The sequence below is a fragment of the Compostibacter hankyongensis genome (assembly GCF_039541075.1).
In the GTDB taxonomy this organism is placed as follows: Bacteria; Bacteroidota; Bacteroidia; order Chitinophagales; family Chitinophagaceae; genus Compostibacter; species Compostibacter hankyongensis.
The window spans coordinates 83846-102115 of sequence record NZ_BAABFN010000001.1 but is presented as its reverse complement, the minus strand read 5'-3'; the positions used below and the strand labels follow the sequence as shown (position 1 = coordinate 102115).

The 18270-nt window shown below is 57.9% G+C and carries 9 protein-coding genes; all 9 read left to right on the top strand.

Annotation, left to right across the window (positions count from 1 at the left end; translation table 11 throughout):
- Positions 1-85 precede the first annotated feature (85 nt).
- On the top strand, positions 86-1282 hold the full coding sequence (locus tag ABD851_RS00395; protein ID WP_344973567.1) for a FecR family protein: 1197 nt from the start codon (positions 86-88) through the stop codon (positions 1280-1282).
- A gap of 104 nt (positions 1283-1386) precedes the next feature.
- Positions 1387-4752 (top strand): TonB-dependent receptor, encoded by a 3366-nt coding sequence (locus ABD851_RS00390; protein WP_344973565.1) that lies wholly within the window; start codon positions 1387-1389, stop codon positions 4750-4752.
- A 23-nt stretch (positions 4753-4775) separates the two neighbouring features.
- On the top strand, positions 4776-6227 hold the full coding sequence (locus tag ABD851_RS00385; RefSeq protein ID WP_344973562.1) for a RagB/SusD family nutrient uptake outer membrane protein: 1452 nt from the start codon (positions 4776-4778) through the stop codon (positions 6225-6227).
- 216 nt (positions 6228-6443) lie between these two features.
- Positions 6444-8096, top strand: a complete 1653-nt coding sequence (locus tag ABD851_RS00380) for a sulfatase (RefSeq protein WP_344973560.1) — start codon at positions 6444-6446, stop codon at positions 8094-8096.
- Between the two features lie 52 nt (positions 8097-8148).
- The gene (locus ABD851_RS00375) at positions 8149-9681 is read left to right on the top strand and encodes a sulfatase (protein WP_344973558.1); all 1533 of its coding nucleotides are present in this window, start codon (positions 8149-8151) and stop codon (positions 9679-9681) included.
- A gap of 233 nt (positions 9682-9914) precedes the next feature.
- Positions 9915-12461: a glycosyl hydrolase family 95 catalytic domain-containing protein gene (locus tag ABD851_RS00370; RefSeq protein ID WP_344973554.1), complete on the top strand. Its 2547-nt coding sequence runs from the start codon at positions 9915-9917 to the stop codon at positions 12459-12461.
- An 86-nt stretch (positions 12462-12547) separates the two neighbouring features.
- On the top strand, positions 12548-15016 hold the full coding sequence (locus tag ABD851_RS00365; protein ID WP_344973551.1) for a glycoside hydrolase family 2 protein: 2469 nt from the start codon (positions 12548-12550) through the stop codon (positions 15014-15016).
- Positions 15017-15096: 80 nt separating this feature from the next.
- Complete coding sequence (locus ABD851_RS00360; protein ID WP_344973548.1) at positions 15097-17013, top strand: alpha-L-fucosidase; 1917 nt, start codon at positions 15097-15099, stop codon at positions 17011-17013.
- Positions 17014-17023: 10 nt separating this feature from the next.
- Positions 17024-18256 (top strand): alginate lyase family protein, encoded by a 1233-nt coding sequence (locus ABD851_RS00355; RefSeq protein WP_344973544.1) that lies wholly within the window; start codon positions 17024-17026, stop codon positions 18254-18256.
- Positions 18257-18270 lie beyond the last annotated feature (14 nt).

Sequence of the window (18270 nt, the reverse complement as noted above, 5' to 3'; positions counted from 1 at the left end):
TCCCGGCAAGGTAGGGTTAAGCTTTTCCCGTGATACTATATATGATACCGGTCCCCCGGTGTAAAGTGGTAATCCTGTTTTAAATATGACACCGAAAAAACGTGTACGGCTGGTGAGGAAGTACCTGTCAGGTAAAGCTTCGGCAGCGGAAAAGGCAAAGCTGAGCCGATGGTATCATGCGTTTGGGAGAGATTTGGAGGTACGGTTGCCCGGCGGACCCGAAGCTGAAGCGAAGTTGGAGCAAAGGCTCTGGGAACGGTTGCGGGAGGTGGTGGCTTCGGAGGCGGACGCCGGCGGGCTTCCGTCTGCTGTCTCCATAAAGGCGCAGCGCCGTCCCCGTTACCGGTGGGCGGCTGCGGCAGCTGTGCTGCTGTGCCTGCTGCTGCCGGCAGGATGGTGGCTGTGGCGGGAACAACACGTGCAGCCCCAGATAGCTATGGATGCGGGCAATGGCGACAAGGAACGGGATATACCTCCCGCAGCGGGGTACGCCGTACTGACCCTGGCCGACGGCAGCAAGGTGGATCTGGATGATGCAACAGCCGGCACGCTGACCCGACAGGGAAAAACAACCGTTTCCCAACAGCGGGGAGGGCAGCTCGTATACCGGCAGGATGCCGGCGATATGTCGACGAACGCTGCAATACGGTACAATGTACTGTCCATACCGCGGGGCGGCCAGTACCGCCTGACATTGCCGGATGGCACACGGGTATGGCTAAACGCTGCCTCTTCCTTACGGTATCCCGTGGCTTTTACTGGTAAAGAACGGTCTGTGGAGCTTAACGGGGAAGCCTATTTCGAAGTGGAAAAAAAAGCCGGGCAGCCTTTTCATGTTAAAGCTGGGGGAGCGGATATAGCTGTGCTGGGTACCAGCTTTGACGTGGCGGCCTATCGGGACGAGCCGGTCATAAAGACTACGCTGATTGCCGGAGCGGTAAGGGTCACCGGTGCCCGTGCCAGCAGCCTGCTGGCGCCCCGCCAGCAAGGCCAGCTTACCAAAAGGGGCGATTTGTTGGTAAAGGAGAATGCGGACATAACGGATGTCCTGGCCTGGAAGGAAGGGTTGTTCCGGTTCAACAGCGCCGATGTTTCCGAAGTAATGCGTCAGCTGGCGCGCTGGTACGACGTAGAGATCGCCTATGCGGATGCTGTGCCGGCCGGGCACATCACCGGCACCCTGCCCAGGAATACAAACCTGTCCGAAGTACTGAAGGTGCTGAAGCTGAACGGTATAAAGGTTAATGTGGAAGGCAGGGTACTGACGGTGCAGGCAGAGTAAGTTTTTGAAAAGAGCCGGAAGCGTGTCGAGCACTTCCGGCAGAATGGGATCATATCAATTGTCACGCGAATGACCGTATCATTTCACCCAAACCATACAAAAGTATGCAATTCACTTTACCCGGGAAAGGCAGTTTTTTAACCGGGACCTTCGCCGTAAAAAGCCTGCTGGTCATGAAAATTTCTGCCGTCTTATTGCTGGTGGCCACCTTCCAGGCCAATGCCGGCGTTTCTGCGCAAACGATCACCCTCTCGCTGCACGATGCCCCGCTGAAGATCGTGTTCCGGGCCATAGAGGAGCAGAGCGATTATTTCTTTATTTATCGCGACGACTGGCTGAGCGGTGCGCGGCCGGTCAGTATCCGCGTTTCCGGCGCTACGGTCGAGCAGGCGCTGGCACAGTGTTTCCGGAATCAGCCGCTCACCTATACCTTAGTAGGGAACATCATCACCCTCAGGAAGAAACCGCCGTCATCTTCTGGGTCTGTCGTCCCTGTTCCGGACCTTCCTCCCATCCGGGTAAGCGGGGTCGTCACCGATTCCGCCTCAGGTCAGCCCCTTACAGGGGTCAGCGTACGGGAGAAGAACGGCAGCCATGGAGCGTTGACTGACGGGAAAGGAGCATTCGAGCTGGAAGTACCGGATGATGCTGTCCTCTCCGTATCCTATGTAGGCTATATACCGCAGGATGTCCCTGTAGCGGGGAGGCGTCAGATCTCCATCCGCCTTGGCGCTCGCGTGTCTGCGCTGGATCAGCTGGTAGTTGTGGGCTATGGTACGCAGGAGCGTAAAGATCTGACCGGTTCAGTGTCTTCCATAGGGGAAAAGGATTTTGTAAAGGGCGTGGCTACCGATGCCCTGCAGCTGATCTCCGGCAAGGCGGCAGGCGTTGATGTCAGCCAGGCCAATGCGGAACCGGGGGGTAATCTCAATGTCCGTATCCGTGGGGTGGGCTCCATCAACAGTAGCAACGGCGTGCTTTTTGTCATCGACGGGCTGCCGGGGGGCAGTACCGCCAATATCAACCCCTCCGATATCAAAAGCATCGAAGTGCTGAAAGACGCTTCTGCCGCCGCCATATATGGTACCCGTGCGGCCAACGGCGTCGTGCTGATCACCACCAAAAAAGGCGGCCAGGGGCCGGCCAGGGTTACCTACAACACCTACTGGGCCTACCAGACCCCTTCCGCCAAGCTGCACATGCTCAACGCCACCGGCTATATGCATATGCTGAACGACATCAGCAGCGACGCCGGCAACACGCCGCCCTTTACCGAGGAGCAGATCGCAGCAGCAGGGCGCGGTACGGACTGGCAGGACGAGCTGCTTCGCGATGCCTGGGCCACCAGCCAACAGCTTTCCGTGAGCGGAGGCAGCGATCAGGTGAAATACTACACTTCGCTCCGGTACCTGAGCCAGGACGGCATTCTTGTCAGTTCTGACGTCAAGCAGTACAATGTGCTGGTGAACCTGGAGGTTACCCCCAGCGACAAGTTCAGGTTCGGTTTCAACCTGAATGGTAATCTCAACCAGAAGGACAAGATCGCCGACGAGAGCAATACGGGCAATGAAAATGCCGATCCGCTGAATGCCGCCACCCAGTTTGACCCCACCCTGCCTCCCGGAAAGAATGCAGACGGAGCATATCCCGTCAATCCTTCCATCGCGCTGGACAATCCGCTTGCGCTGGCTTACGGATACGACTACCGGAACCAGAACAACAGGATATACGGGAACGTTTTTGGGGAATACGAGGTCCTGAAAGGGCTGAAAGCCACCCTCCGCCTCGGTGGCGATATCAACAATATACGCAACGACCAATATACGGATCGCACTACACAACGGGGTAAGGCCAGCGGCGGGATCGCCGACATCAACAGCTCCAACGCCAAATACTGGCTCAGTGAAGCGGTGCTCAACTATGACCGGACCTTCGGCGTGCATCACCTCACCCTCATGGGGGGCGCTACCTGGGAGAAATTCATGACGCTCCTTCAGGGCTCCCATGCCACCGGATTTCTTTCCGACGTTACTAATACCAACCTGCTACAGAGCGGAGACCCGCTCACGGCACAAGTCAGTTCCTCCAATATCGTATATACGTTACAGTCATACTTTGCCCGTGCTAACTATACCTTCCGGGACAGGTATCTGCTCACTGCCACGGTCCGCCGCGACGGCACCTCTCGCTTTTCCGAAAAGAACAAATACGCCCTGTTCCCCTCCGTGGCCCTGGGCTGGAGACTTACCGAAGAGCCTTTCATGAAAAACCTTACCGCCTTGAGCAACCTCAAGCTGCGTATGAGCTACGGGCAGATGGGCAATGAGGGCATCGGCAACTTTGCCACTATAGCCACTTATGTAGCCGGCGGCAATACCGTGCTCGGGGGCAACAAGGTGAGCGGGGCCCAGCCTGCGCGCATCCCCAACCCGGATCTGAAATGGGAAACCACCGAAGAGTATAATGTGGGTATCGACTTCGGCCTGTTCCGCGACAGGGTATCCGGTTCGGTGGAATATTATGCGCGCAATACCGTGGATCAGCTTTTCAACAAACCCGTACCCATGAGCACCGGCTTCTCCAATATACTCACCAATTTCGGTAAAGTGCGGAATTCGGGTTTCGATATTTCGGTGACTACGCAAAATCTCGCCGGCAAGTTCGGCTGGTCCACAACGCTGAATCTGTCTACCCTTAAAAACGAGGTAGTAATGCTTCCTCCCTATATCGGGGAGATCATCTCCGGCGGTATCGTGGCCAATATCCCGGGCTTCGCCATCGTGAAAGAGGGATATCCCATGTATGCCTTCTACGGCTATAAGGTCACCGGCATCTTTCAGGAAGGCGACGACATCGCCCATTCGGCGCAGCCGGATGCCAAGCCCGGATGGCCTATCTTCCAGGACCGCGACGGCAACGGGAAGATCGATGCCCAGGACCGGACCATACTCGGGAACCCATTCCCCAGCCTGACCTACAGTTTCGGCAACTCTTTTTCTTACGGTCCTTTCAGTCTCGACATTTACTGGCTCGGCGTCTCCGGGATCAAGACCTTCAATGCCAATATCGTGGAGTCCATGTTTCCGATCAACTTCAACCGGAACATCATGAGCAAATACTACCAGGAGCGCTGGACCGCCGACCGTCCGAATACCGGATTTCCTTCGGGTGTCAATTCCGCCGTTTATTTCGGCAATGGAAAGATGATCAATACTTATAGCATCCAAAGCGCGGCTTACCTTCGGCTCAGGAATGTTACGCTGAGCTGCAACCTTCCCCTGCGCAATACCAGGGTGTTCAAAGCGGTGTCGCTGTCCCTGACAGGAGAAAACCTGCTGACCATTACCCATTTCGAAGGATACGATCCGGCGGCCAACCAGACCGGCGACGGGTCCAATGTAGCCAAGAGCAGCTACAATAACTATCCCCTGGCAAGGACCTTCACCCTGGGCGCCAATGTTACCTTTTAGCCGTCATTTAAAAAAGCAAAATCATGAAGACGAATTATAAACCGGCGCTGTCCCTGATGCTTGTGCTGACCTTCGCGCTGTGCTCCTGCCGGGACTTTCTCAAAGAGGAGGTGTACACGGAGTACGACCCGGAATCCTTTTTACAGACCGAAGAAGGGATCAACAGCGTGCTCACTGCCGCATACAGCAATATGGTGGTCACTTCCGGCCTCCGCGACCGCCAGTTCACCCTCAATGAGTTCCCGGGAGACATCATGTGGGAGTGGGGCGGCAGCTTCGAGAACCAGGCCACCCTGTACATGACCTTTAACTGGGATCCCCAGGAAAATATCCTGTCCAATGTATGGCAGCAGTATTATGTCAGTATCCGGAACGCCAACTCCCTGCTGGACAATATAGACCGGGCTACAGCCATCTCGCCGGAAAAAGTAGCCGGCTACAGGGCCGAGGCCCGTTTCATCCGCGCGGCCGACTACTATTTTCTCTGGCTGCTCTTCGGGCCGGTGCCGCTCGTGACGACCACCGATACGATGAGCCTCTCCCCTTCCCGCGCTACTGAAGCGGAATTCAATACCTTCCTGACCGGCGAGCTTCAGGCGGCAGCGACCGACCTTCCGCTCAAACAAAGCCTGTACGGCAAAGCGACCCGGGGCGGTGCACTGGCCTTGCTGGGTGAATATTACCTGAACACGGCCCAATGGCAGCAGGCCGCCGATGTCAGCAAGCAGGTGATGGATCTGGACCAGTACAAGCTCTTTGACGGCGATCTCGCCAATATGTTCGCCGTGGCAAACGAAGAAAATAACGAGGTCATCTTCACCAGTCCTGCCCTGCCTACGTTGCATGGTAATAACTATATGGCCCATGCCTTTCCGCCCAACTATCCGATACAAAGCAACTGGCTGAACTACGGGGCGCAGTTCTGCGTGTACAACGACTGGGTGAAGACCTATGCGCAAAACGATAAACGCCGGGGATGGTTCCTTTTCGGCTATACGGATGTGAACGGCAAAGCGCATGACCTGCTGGCCCCGGGCGATGAGGGCCGTGCCGTGCGTTGTTTTAAATATGTGCCGGACCCGGATGCCATCTCCGAAAACCATGGCAACGACGTGCCGGTGATCCGTTATGCCGAGGTGCTGCTCAACCGGGCGGAGGCGCTGAACGAGCTCAACGGGCCTAATGCCGAATCCCTCGATCTGCTGAACGAGGTTCGCACCAGGGCCGGCGTGGCCGTTTATAAGCTGTCTGATTTCTCTTCCGGGGAAGGCTTTCGCGATGCGCTGCTTAAAGAGCGGGGATGGGAGTTTGTAGCAGAAGGAAAACGAAGAATGGATCTTATCCGGCAGGGAAAGCTGATCTCCGCGGCGAAAGCCAGAGGAGTTTCTGCCGCCGAAGATTACAAGACCCGGTTTCCCATTCCGCTAAACGAGATCGATGCAAATCCCGCCCTGGAACAGAACCCGGGATACTGATAGCGGTGAAGGGTGAAAGGTAAAGGGCATTTTAACGATTTGGTGATTTGGAAATTTGATGATTACAGAAGCAAGAAAAAGGTGAAAGACAGTTGAATAAGTCTAAGGCTCAAAGTCTAAAGTCTAAGGTTTCATTTCAGGCAGATTAACTTTAGACTTTAAACTATCGAACCTCAAACCGGAAACAATAGTATATTAGTTCAATAGACAACTATTATGAGAACATTCTTCTATCGCGCAACGGGACTGCTGGGGCTCCTCACCCTTCCCCTGCTGCTGCCTGCACAGCAAAAGACATCCGCGCCTCCCAACATCATTCTTATCCTTACTGACGACCTTGGCGGCAAAGACTTAAGTTGCTACGGCAGCACCTTTAACGAAACGCCCAACCTGGACCGGATGGCTGCCGAAGGCGCGCGCTTTACCGATGCCTATGCGGCATGCAACGTTTGTTCTCCTTCCCGCTCCAGCATCATGACAGGGCAGTATCCGGTGCATACCGGCATCACCGATTGGATCGCCGGACGGCAGAACGGCAACGGTCCCATGCCCTTCGACCGGCTGCTGCCCCGGCCTTTTTCCTTCAACCTCGACACCGCACAGGTGACCATTGCCGAGGCGCTGAAGCAACATGGTTATGCCACTTTTTTCGCCGGAAAATGGCACCTCGGTCTCTCTCCGGAATACTGGCCCGAACACCAGGGCTTCGACGTGAACAAAGGCGGATGGGCAGCGGGTAATCCGCGGGCCCACGGCATGGGTGGCTACTTCAGCCCCTACCACAATCCCCGCCTGAGCGACGGGCCCAAAGGAGAATTCCTTCCCGACCGCCTCACCTCCGAGGCCATCGCCTTTATCCGGCAAAAGAGCGCGGAACACAAACCCTTCTTCGTCGAGCTTTCCTTTTATGCCGTACATCAACCCATAGAGGCCAAGCCGGCCTATATTCAAAAGTTTAAGGAAAAAGCTCGTCGCCTGGGTCTCGACAGCCTGCCGCAGATCGTAAAGGATGCGCCCTGGATGCAGTGGCAGGACAGCTGGAGCGAGCGCATTTTACAATCCAATCCCGTGTATGCAGGATTGCTCTACAGCGTGGACGAGAATGTGGGGAAAGTGCTGGCCGTGCTGAAACAGCTGGATATCGACCGGGAAACCCTCGTGCTGTTTACCTCGGACAACGGCGGTCTTTCCACCGCTGAGGGAGCGCCTACCTCAAATGCTCCGTTCCGATACGGCAAGGGATGGAACTACGAAGGCGGTCTCCGGGTGCCGCTGATCATCCGCTGGCCCGCCAGGATAAAGGCCGGTACGGTATGCCGTACCCCGGTGATCCATACCGATTTCTTCCCCACCTTCCTGCAGGCGGCGACCCTGCCCCTGATGCCGGAAGCGCATAAGGACGGGATCAGCCTGATGCCGCTGCTGACCGGTAACGGCCCTCTGGCTCCCCGTGCACTTTACTGGCATTATCCCCACTACAGCAACCAGGGGGGTACGCCCAGCTCCGCCGTGCGGGAGGGCGACTGGAAGCTGGTACAGTTCCTGGAAGACAACCATGTAGAGCTGTACGATCTCCGCTCCGATGTGGAAGAGCGCCGCGATCTGTCCGCCGCAATGCCGGCACAGACTGCACACCTGCTGGAGCTGCTGAACCGGTGGAGAAAACAAACGGACGCCAGGATGCCGGTGCTGAACCCTTACTATAATCCCGCTGCCTGGATGGCCATGGATAAGGAGGAGCGCCGGAAATACCTTTCCGGATATCACCGTCTTTTCGATAAATCGGTATTTGATCCTGAACATATGCAGCAGGTTGAGAAGGGTCTGAAAGACATGTCCCGCACAGCCGGCGGAAATACGACGCCCTGAGTATGCCGCTTCGCGGAGCGGATGAGGACGCCATTTACTTTTACCCCAGCGCATGACCATGAAAAAAAGCTTTCTTTTCCTCGCCCTGCTTTTTCCCGCCCCGGCCGCCCCGGCGCAGCAGCCTGCCCCTGAGCGCCCCAATATCATCTTATTCCTGGTAGACGATATGGGTTGGCAGGATACTTCGGTGCCCTTCTGGGACAGCCTGACGAATGCCAACAAAGAGTTTTATACGCCCAACATGGAGCGGCTGGCCGCCCGCTCCCTCAAGTTTACCGATGCCCATGCCGCCTCCATCTGCACGCCCAGCCGGGTGAGTCTCATGAGCGGCATGAATGCCGCGCATCACCGGGTCACCAACTGGACGATGTACCGGGATAAAACCGTAGATGCGCCGGACAGCCTGCTGGACCTACCGGACTGGAATGTGAACGGGCTCAGTCCCGTGCCCGGTCAGCCCCACAGTATATATGTAACCCCGCTTCCCCGGCTGCTGAAAGCGGCAGGCTATTTTACCATCCACTGCGGTAAGGCCCATTTCGGGGCTTACCAGACGCCCGGAGCCGATCCGCTGCGGTTAGGCTTCAGCGTCAATATCGGGGGTAGCGCCGCCGGCAATCCCGCCTCCTATCTCGGGGAGCAGAACTACGGTCATGTGCCCGGCAAGTTTGTGCTGCGCGCCGTTCCCGGGCTGGAAAAATACTGGGGCACTCCTACCTTCCTCACCGAGGCGCTGACACGGGAGGCCCTGCATGTCCTCGATACGGTGCGGCTGAGGAAGCAACCTTTCTTTCTCTATATGGCCCAATACGCTGTACATATTCCTTACAATCCCGACGCCCGCTTTTATGAAAAATACCGGCAACGCGGCCTGGCAGGTCCCGAAGCGGCGTATGCCGCCCTGGTGGAGGGGATGGACAAAAGCCTCGGCGACCTGATGGATTATCTGGATGAGCACGGCCTCGCTGATAACACTATCATCCTGTTCATGTCTGATAACGGAGGTTTCAGCCGCGCCCCCCGCAGCGGTCCTCAGGACAGCCAGAATTATCCCCTGCGCGACGGCAAGGGCTCTCTTTACGAAGGAGGCACCCGGGAGCCAATGATGGTATGCTGGCCCGGGGTGACACGTCCGGGCAGCGTCGCCCGGCAGTATGTGATGATCGAGGATTTTTTCCCCAGCATACTCGAGATGGCCGGCGTAGAAAATTATCATACCATTCAGACGGTGGACGGGCGTAGCTTTGTGCCTGTGTTGAAAGACGCTGCCTACGCCGATAGCACCCGTATACTGGTCTGGAACTTTCCCAACAAGTGGGTGAGGCACGATGCGCGCGACGTCTCGTGGTGCAGCGCCCTGCGCCAGGGACGGTGGAAGCTGATCTGGTTCCAGAAGACCGGAAGCCTGGAGCTGTATGACCTGGAGGCCGATATCAGCGAACGTCATGATCTTTCCGCCCGTTACCCGGAAAAGACCCGCGCGCTGTCCGCGTTGCTCACGCGGCAGCTAAAAGCCTGGCATGCCCAGCGCCCTGCTTACAAGGCTACCGGTAATCCGGTGCCCTGGCCGGACGGTACTCCCTAAGCGTTCCATCGACCCAAACTGTCCCGGTTGCTTCGAATTTTTTCCGAACCTTCTGGTAACGCGATCGTCTATCCTGTTCTCTTTCGGCGCAGCAAAGGGTAAAAAACTATTGGTTTTCGTTAAAATAATGAAGGCCCGGCCCGGTTCTTTTCAACATCTTGCCATAAATTACTGCAAACGATTGCATGACTCAGGACGGCTGACGCCGTCCTGCAAACAAAAAGAAACGGAAGATGCGCTTATCTCTCCTCATACGCTGTGTGTTCCTTGCCGCTGTTGCCATCCTTGCCGGTCCGGTCTCCCGTTCCCAGGTCCGCGCGAACATCGGTTCCCCGTTGACGGATACGCTTCCCGGAGACAGCCTCCGGACGCAGATATCCCATGCCGACCTGGACTACGATCATCCGGCGCCGCGCAGCGAGGCCGGTATGCCGGTGGGCAACGGCCGCATGGGCAGCCTGGTATGGACGGTTCCCTCAGCGCTCTGCTTCCAGCTGAACCGGGTGGACATCTTCGGCAACGACTTCAGCAGCCATAATTTCTATGAGCGCAATACCGACTACTGCGGTGGCGCCGGTTTTGTGAATATCGATTTCGGGGACATGGTGTTCGGCGGCGCCGGCTTCCGCCAGCATCTTTCCTGTTACGACGGCGCCGTGACGGTACAGAAAGGAGATGTCCGCGCCAGCGTGCTGGCCTGGGACCGGCAGGACGTCATGGCCGTGCAGGTGCAGGACCGGCGCCGCTCCGGCGCTTCCGTGCATGCGGACCTGCGCATGCTGCGGCCGGCTGCGGTACACCGGGGCGATCACCGGGCGGAGTCGGCCGTGAAGGTGCAGGGCGACCGCATCGTCCTCACCCAGGCTTTCCGGGAAGGAAAATATTATTGCGGCTCGGCCGTAGTGATCGGGGCGGAGGGCTGCCGTGTGAAAGCAGAGCAGGTCAACGAATCTACTGTCAGGCTTTATACCGAACCGCAGGCCGGAAAACCTTTCTCTTTCTTTATGGCCAGCGCAGCCGGCTTTGATCCCGGGGAAGATCTCGTAGCCGCAGCCATGCATAAGCTCGATGCGGCGCAGCAGCGGGGCTTCGGAGGGTTGCAGTCCGATACGCGCGGCTGGTGGCACCGCTTCTGGCAACGCGGCACTATCCGGCTGCACAGCACCGACGGCGTGGCCGACGATATCGAAAAGCACTACAACTACTATCTGTATGTCATGGCCTCCGCGTCCCGGGGCCGGTATCCGGCCAAGTTCAACGGCATGATCTGGACCACCGGCGGCGATACCCGGCAGTGGGGCGGCCTGTATTGGGGCGCCAACCAGAGCTGCCTGTACAACGCCCTGCTCCCCTCCCTGCACCCCGAGCTGCTGGATCCTATGTTCGGGATGTACTCGGATGCCTATGCTTCCTATGCCCTGGCCGCGCGGCAGCAGTGGGGCAGCCGCGGTATCTACATTCCTGAGACCGGCGCTTTCAACGGCGTACCCGCGCTGCCCGACAGCATTGCCCGGGAAATGCGGTCGCTTTACCTCATGCAAAAGCCCTGGGAGCAGCGTTCCCGGGCATTCAGAAATTATGCCGCCACACAGATGCCTTATTTCAGCCGCTGGAACTGGACGGCCGCGGGCAAATGGGTGGACGGCCGATGGGTGGCCCCGGACCGGGGCGGAGGTCCTTATGGTCCGGTGACGCATATCTTTTCCCGGAGCGCCAAGATCGCCTATCAATACTGGCAGCAGTATGAGTATACGCTCGATACGGCCTGGCTGCGCCGCAGCGCCTATCCCATGATAAAAGGCATGGCGGAATTCTATCGCAGCTTTCCCAATCTGAAAAAGGAGAAGGACGGCAAATATCATATCCGTTATGTGAACGACAACGAGCCGGTATGGGGCGGACACAATACGGCGGAGGAGATATCCGCCATGCTGGGTATCCTGCCGGCGGCGATAAGCGCATCGAAAATACTCGGTGTTGACGCAGACCTGCGGGCCGGCTGGAAAGAGCTGCTGCAGCATCTCTCGCCCCTGTCGCTGAGCGCTGCCTATCCCGAGGCTACCGGCGCTCCCACCTGGGTCAAGAGTCTTCCGCCGGTGGTCAAGGGCAACGGCCGGGCATTGCCCGATCCCAATACCCTGCCGCAGTGGTTCTTCGATCTCTGTAATCCCGGCGCGCCGGCGGCGCGGCTGAAGACCGCCAACGCCACCTATGATGCTTATTTCAGGCAGGGCATCGGTCCGCGTACGTCCATATATGTGCTGTCCCGCCTGCCGGTGGCCGGCGCCATCCTGGGCCGCGCCGATGCCGTGCGCTACCTTATCCCGAACCAGATCCATACAAAGGAGGCTGAAATAATGGCCAACCGCATGGACCAGCGCGAAGGCCGTCAGACGACGAATGTGCAGCGCCTCGGACGCGCTGCGGAAGCCCTGGAGTATGCCCTCTGCCAGAGCGCGCCGCCGGAGCCGGCAGGCGATCCGGTGATCCGCCTCTTCCCTGCCTGGCCCGCGGAATGGGAGGCCTCCTTCACCCTGCGGGCCCGGGGCGGCTTCCTCGTCAGCGCAGCGCAGCGGAAGGGCCGTACGGCATATGTGAAGCTGGTCTCGGAGGCGGGTGCTACCTGCCGGGTGCTTAACCCCTGGCCGGGACGTGCGGTAACCCTCTACCGGGATGGTAAAAAAGCAGGAGCCCTTCGTGGGCGGATGCTCACCCTATCCACCGGGAAGGGGGAGCATCTCCTGCTCATGCCGGAGGGCACGGCGCCGGATATACGATAATTATACCGGAAAACGGAGCGGCCGGAAAATACAGTAAGGGATTTCACTCCAGCATAAAAAGCACAATGAAGCATTTGTTGCACCATATGGCAAAATATCTACTGGCAGCAGGCATGCTGCTGGTTACCCTGTCCCTGCGGGCTCAGCAAAGTACCCGACTTACAGGAGGATGGGAATTTCTGAAAGGAGACCTGGGCGGCGTCTGGGAAGCGGTACGTCCAGTTACGGCAGGCAGTCCCGAATCCGTTCCCCTCTGGGACTCCGTTGCGCTGCCCCACTGCTTTAACGCACGCGATGCTGTGGACCCGGACCAGAACTATTACGAGGGTCCCGGATGGTACCGTACGCAGTTGCAGCTGAAAAATCCATATAAAAACGGTCGCATCCTGCTGCATTTTGAAGGCGCCGGTCAAAAGACCAACGTTTATGTATATACGCAGGAAGTGGCGACGCATACAGGAGGGTATGACGAATGGACGGTCGACATTACGGATGCGGTAAAGGCTTTTACCAAAAGTCCGGACAGCAAGCGGTTCAAGGGTAGGGTGCCGCTGGAGATCCGCTGCGATAATTCGAGAGACCTGCAGATGATCCCTTCCGATATGTCTGATTTTACCGTACATGGCGGGTTATACCGTTATCTGAACCTGGTATACGTCCCCGCCCTTTCCCTGGATGAGGTGCATATCCTGCCCCGCGTGGATGCCGGCGGCAGCACGGGTACCGTACAGATCAGCACGGCGTTTCGTAACCCGGATCACCTGGGGGAGGCGGTCCTGCGCCTGAAGATAAAGGATCCGCAGGGGAAGATGGTCCGGGAAGAAGAGCGCCGCGTGCAGCCCCAAGGGGAAATGCAAAAGCTGCTTTCCTTTACGGTGAACAAACCGCAGCTATGGTCTCCTTCCGATCCTGCCCTGTATACCGTCGAAGCGGTATTGCTTTCGCCGGACGGGACGCAGCAGACACGACAGGAAACATTCGGCTTCCGGCAATTTACCTTTATGGAGCACGGACCATTTATGCTGAACGGGAAAAGACTGCTGCTGCGCGGAACGCATCGCCATCAGGATGGCGCCGGCGTGGGTGCGGCAGAAACCGAAGCGATGATCCGCAGGGAAATGCTGCTGATCAAGGCAATGGGGGTTAACTTTATCCGGCTGGCGCATTACCAGCAGTCGCCGCTGGTGCTACACCTCTGCGACAGCCTGGGCATACTGGTCTGGGAGGAGCTGGCCTGGTGCCGGGGCGGGCTTGGCGGGGAGACGTATAAAACGCAGGCGCGGCGCATGCTGACCAACATGATCAACCAGCATTACAACCACCCCGCCGTAATCATCTGGAGCCTGGGCAACGAGAACGACTGGCCGGGCGATTTTGCGGAATTCGACCGGCAAAAGATCCGGGCTTTTATGAAGGAGCTCAATGACCTCGCGCACCGGCTGGACAGCAGCCGTCTCACCGCCATCCGGCGTTGCGATTTCTGTAAGGACATCGTAGACGTATATTCCCCTTCCATCTGGGCCGGGTGGTACAGCGGCCGCTATACCGAATATCGCGACGCGACGGAGAAATGGATCAGACAAGTACCCCGCTTTCTGCATGCCGAGTGGGGAGCCGACAGCCACGCACGCCGCCATGCGGAGGATCCCTATGCCCGGCTCGGAGGTATCCCTACCGGGCAGGGCGTGGCTGAAAAGGCCGGCGACGCCGCCCTTAGCGGTGGAAAAGCCCGTGCTTCGCGCGACGGGGACTGGTCGGAAACCTATCAGTGCGACCTTATCGACTGGTACCTGCAAGAGCAGGAGCGAATGCCGGACCTGACGGGCAGCGCCTATTGGATATTCAAGGACTTTGCCACCCCGCTGCGGCCGGATAACCCCCTTCCCTATGTGAATCAGAAAGGAGTGGTAGAACGGGACCTCCGGCCCAAGGAAGCGTATTATGTGTTTCAGTCATACTGGTCTGATCAGCCCATGGTACATATCTACGGCCATACCTGGCCCACCCGCTGGGGGGCTGCAGGGAAGAAGGAGACGGTTAAAGTCTATTCCAATTGCGCGGAAGCCGAGCTTTTTGTCAACGGGAGAAGCTATGGCCGGAAAAAACGCGACAGCCATGATTTCCCGGCGGCAGGCCTGCGCTGGGAGCTGCCCATGCAGGAGGGCGACTATACGCTGCGCGTGGTAGCCCGCAAGGGTCGCGTTACGGTCACCGACAGCATTGCTTTTCATTACCAGACAGCGCAGTGGGGCTCCCCGGCCCGGTTATCCCTCCGTCAGGTTAACTCCTCCGGGGATACCGCCACTGTTGAGGCTACGCTCACGGACAGCCATGGCATACCCTGCCTGGATGCCCGCAATGTGGTGCGCTTCGGGCTGACCGGCGACGGCGTGCTGCTGGACGATCTGGGTACCTCCGACGGCTCGCGCAAGCTGGAGCTGTATAACGGCCGGGCCCTCATCCGCATGAAGAAGCAGGGCGGCCGGAGTGTGATCAGCATAAGTAGCCGGGGCATCCCTTCGGCATTTCTGGATCTGAGTTCCGGCAGCCGCTGAAAGAACCGTTGTTTATGGTAGTAACGGTAACATATATACGTAATATAAAACCGCTGTTGCAGCGTCTTTAAAAAAATACTATGAGCAACACCATATTCCTGAAACGGCTTCCCCTTCTGGCGCTGGCTGTTTTCCTGGCCGCCTGCTCGGGTCAGCCCCGCGGGGAAGGAGAAAGCCAGGCGCCCGCAGACAGCGCCGCCCTGCTGGCCGCAGGGGAGAAACGCGACAGCCTGGCCGCCGCGGCCGCGCTGGACGGCTGGTGGAAAGCTTCCATGCGGAACCACGACCGCCGCATCGCCTGGTGGCGGGAGGCCCGCTTCGGCTGCTTTATCCACTGGGGCGTATATTCCCTGGCCGGGGGCGAATGGAAAGGCAAGCCGGTGAAAGGCTATGCCGAGCATCTCATGCGTATCAAAAAGATCCCCCTGGCGGAATATAAGCGCGACCTGGTGGAAAAGTTCAACCCGCAGGAGTTTGATGCCGACGAATGGGTACGGCGTATCCGGGCCACAGGCATGCGCTACCTCATCATCACTTCCAAGCATCACGACGGGTTCGCGATGTACGATTCCGATGTGAAGGATTATAATATCGTGAAGGCCACACCCTTTCACCGCGACCCCATGCTGGAGCTGGCCGCCGCCTGTAAGAAATACGGTATCCGCTTCGGCTTTTACTATTCCCAGGCCTTCGACTGGGAAGATCCCGATGCGCCGGGCAACGACTGGGATTATCAAAATCCCGGAGGCGATCTTCATCTTTTTGGCGGTACCCATTGGTTCGACTATCACCCCGATATGCTGACCCGCATCCGAAAATACGTGGACGGAAAATCCATTCCCCAGATCAGGGAGCTGATCCGGAAATACCATCCCGACATCCTCTGGTTTGATACGCCCAGCAAGCTGCCTTTTTCCGAAAACCTGCGTATCCTCGAGGAGATCCGGAAGATCGACAGTACGGTGGTCATCGACGGGCGGCTGGCCAATTATGGAGAATATCATTTTGGCGATTACCAGAGCACCTCGGACCGCCCGCAGGAATTTTTCCCGGTAACGGGCGACTGGGAAGCCATTCCCACTACCAACGAATCGTATGGCTACAGCCGGTACGACAGCAGTCACAAACCCTTTTCGCATTTCATCCGCCTGCTGGCCAAAGCCGCCTCCCGCGGCGGCAATCTGCTCATGAACGTGGGCCCGATGGGGAACGGAGAGATGGATCCCCGCGATACCGCCATTCTCTACCGCATCGGACTGTGGATGCAGCAAAACGGAACAAGCATTTACGGCACGACAGCCACCCCGCTGCCCCTGCAGCCCTGGGGGGTGTCCACCCGCAGGGGCAATAAGCTGTTTCTCCAGGTCTTTCACTGGCCGGCAAACGGGCAGCTCGTTGTGGGTGGTCTGGAAAGCCAGCCCGCGAAAACCTATCTCCTCCGCGATGCTGCGCAAACCGCCCTGCCGGTAAAAAGGCTGAACCCGCGCGACCTGGCCGTATCCCTGCCCCGCCCTGCCCCGGATACGGTCAGCACCGTAGTAGTGATGGAGTTTAAAGACGGCATCGCGGCGGACACCGTACGCCGGCTTTCCGCAACCCGGTACGCCAACCGGCTGCTGGCCTTCGACAGCCGCCTGCACGGCAAGGGGCTGCGTTACGGCGACGGCAAGGCCTCCAGGTATTATGTATACCACTGGAACAATCCGGGGCAATGGATGAGCTGGTCCTTTCGCCTGGAACAGCCCGCTGTCTTCAGGGTAAGCATTAAGTACAGTACCGATGCGGACAACCGGGGCATCACTTACCGGATAACGGTAGCGGGGCAGACCCTGGAGAAAAAAGTACAGGTGCCTGCACATAAAGATCGTATCTATACCGAGGAGATCGGGACGGTAAAAATCCCGTCAGGCCTGCAGGAGCTGAGCATACGGCCTGCGGAGATCCGGGGAAATGAAGTCATGAAGCTGTTCGGAGTAACCTTAACGCCCATACGTTAAATAAAAAGCTATGAAACCGAATATGGTAATATTTATCGCCCGGGTGGCCGGTGTGAAAAGGCTTATAAAAGGGAAGCCTCTTTTTGCGCTGTTGCTGTGCGTCTGCCTGGGCATGCAGGGATATGCCCAGGAGCCGGCTCAACCGGCGGAGGTCCTAACTTTCCGGAAAAAGGCCATCCTGGACAAAGCGGACAAAGCCCTGCAGGAACGGCCGGTGACCATCACCGCCTTTGTCTGCCCCCGCAGTGCCGGCGACAGGCACGAGTTTTACTCTGAAGGAGATTACTGGTGGCCGGACCCCAAGCATCCCGACGGCCCTTACATACAAAGGGACGGGGAAACCAATCCCGAGAACTTTGTGGAGCACCGGCATGCCATGATCCGGCTCAGCCAGATCATGGGAGATCTGGCGGCGGCCTACCTTGTCACCCACGATAAAAAATACCTCGAAAAAGCGTTGCAGCATGCGTTGGCCTGGTTTGTGGACACGGCCACGCTGATGCGTCCCAACCTGCAATATGCCCAGGCCATCAAAGGGAGGGTCACCGGAAGGGGTATCGGTATCATTGATACCATTCAGCTGCTGGAGGTGGCCCAGGCGCTCCGTATCATGGAAGAGGCCGGCGTAATTCCGGCCGCTGAGCTGCAGGCGCTGAAAGCCTGGTTTTCCGAATACGAACGCTGGCTGGTCAACAGCGACTATGGAAAAGCGGAGATGAACGCTAAAAACAACCACGGTACCTGCTGGGCCCTGCAGGCCGCCGCTTTTGCACGGTTCACAAACAATGAGCAGCTGCTTGAGTTCTGTCGCCGGCGTTACCGGGAAGTCTTTCTCCCGAAGCAGATGGCGACAGACGGCAGCTTCCCCCTCGAGCTGGCCCGCACCAAACCTTACGGCTACTCGCTGTTCAACCTGGATGCCATGGCGGGGCTCTGCCAGATCCTCAGCGATCCTCAGCATGATCTCTGGAGTTACAGCACGGCCGACGGCCGGGGTATCCGGCAGGGTATCCGTTTTATGTATCCCTATGTGGCCGATAAAGGAAAATGGCCTTACCGGAAGGATGTGATGCACTGGGAAAGCTGGCCGGTGGCACAGCCTTTTCTCGTGTTTGGCGCCGTTGCTTTTCACAGCGAGGATTATCTCCGGCTCTGGGAAAGACTGGATCATGATCCGCAGGACGAAGAGGTGATCCGCAATCTTCCCATCCGCCATCCCGTGCTGTGGCTGGGCAGCCGCTGATCCCGTCCGGCGGT

What these genes read in the sequence shown, in the direction of transcription:
- ABD851_RS00360 (WP_344973548.1), top strand. Translation starts at nt 15,097, where the DNA reads ATGAGCAACACCATATTCCTGAAACGGCTTCCCCTTCTGGCGCTGGCT.
- ABD851_RS00370 (WP_344973554.1), top strand. Translation starts at nt 9,915, where the DNA reads ATGCGCTTATCTCTCCTCATACGCTGTGTGTTCCTTGCCGCTGTTGCC.
- ABD851_RS00390 (WP_344973565.1), top strand. Translation starts at nt 1,387, where the DNA reads ATGCAATTCACTTTACCCGGGAAAGGCAGTTTTTTAACCGGGACCTTC.
- ABD851_RS00375 (WP_344973558.1), top strand. Translation starts at nt 8,149, where the DNA reads ATGACCATGAAAAAAAGCTTTCTTTTCCTCGCCCTGCTTTTTCCCGCC.
- ABD851_RS00355 (WP_344973544.1), top strand. Translation starts at nt 17,024, where the DNA reads ATGAAACCGAATATGGTAATATTTATCGCCCGGGTGGCCGGTGTGAAA.
- ABD851_RS00380 (WP_344973560.1), top strand. Translation starts at nt 6,444, where the DNA reads ATGAGAACATTCTTCTATCGCGCAACGGGACTGCTGGGGCTCCTCACC.
- ABD851_RS00395 (WP_344973567.1), top strand. Translation starts at nt 86, where the DNA reads ATGACACCGAAAAAACGTGTACGGCTGGTGAGGAAGTACCTGTCAGGT.
- ABD851_RS00365 (WP_344973551.1), top strand. Translation starts at nt 12,548, where the DNA reads ATGGCAAAATATCTACTGGCAGCAGGCATGCTGCTGGTTACCCTGTCC.
- ABD851_RS00385 (WP_344973562.1), top strand. Translation starts at nt 4,776, where the DNA reads ATGAAGACGAATTATAAACCGGCGCTGTCCCTGATGCTTGTGCTGACC.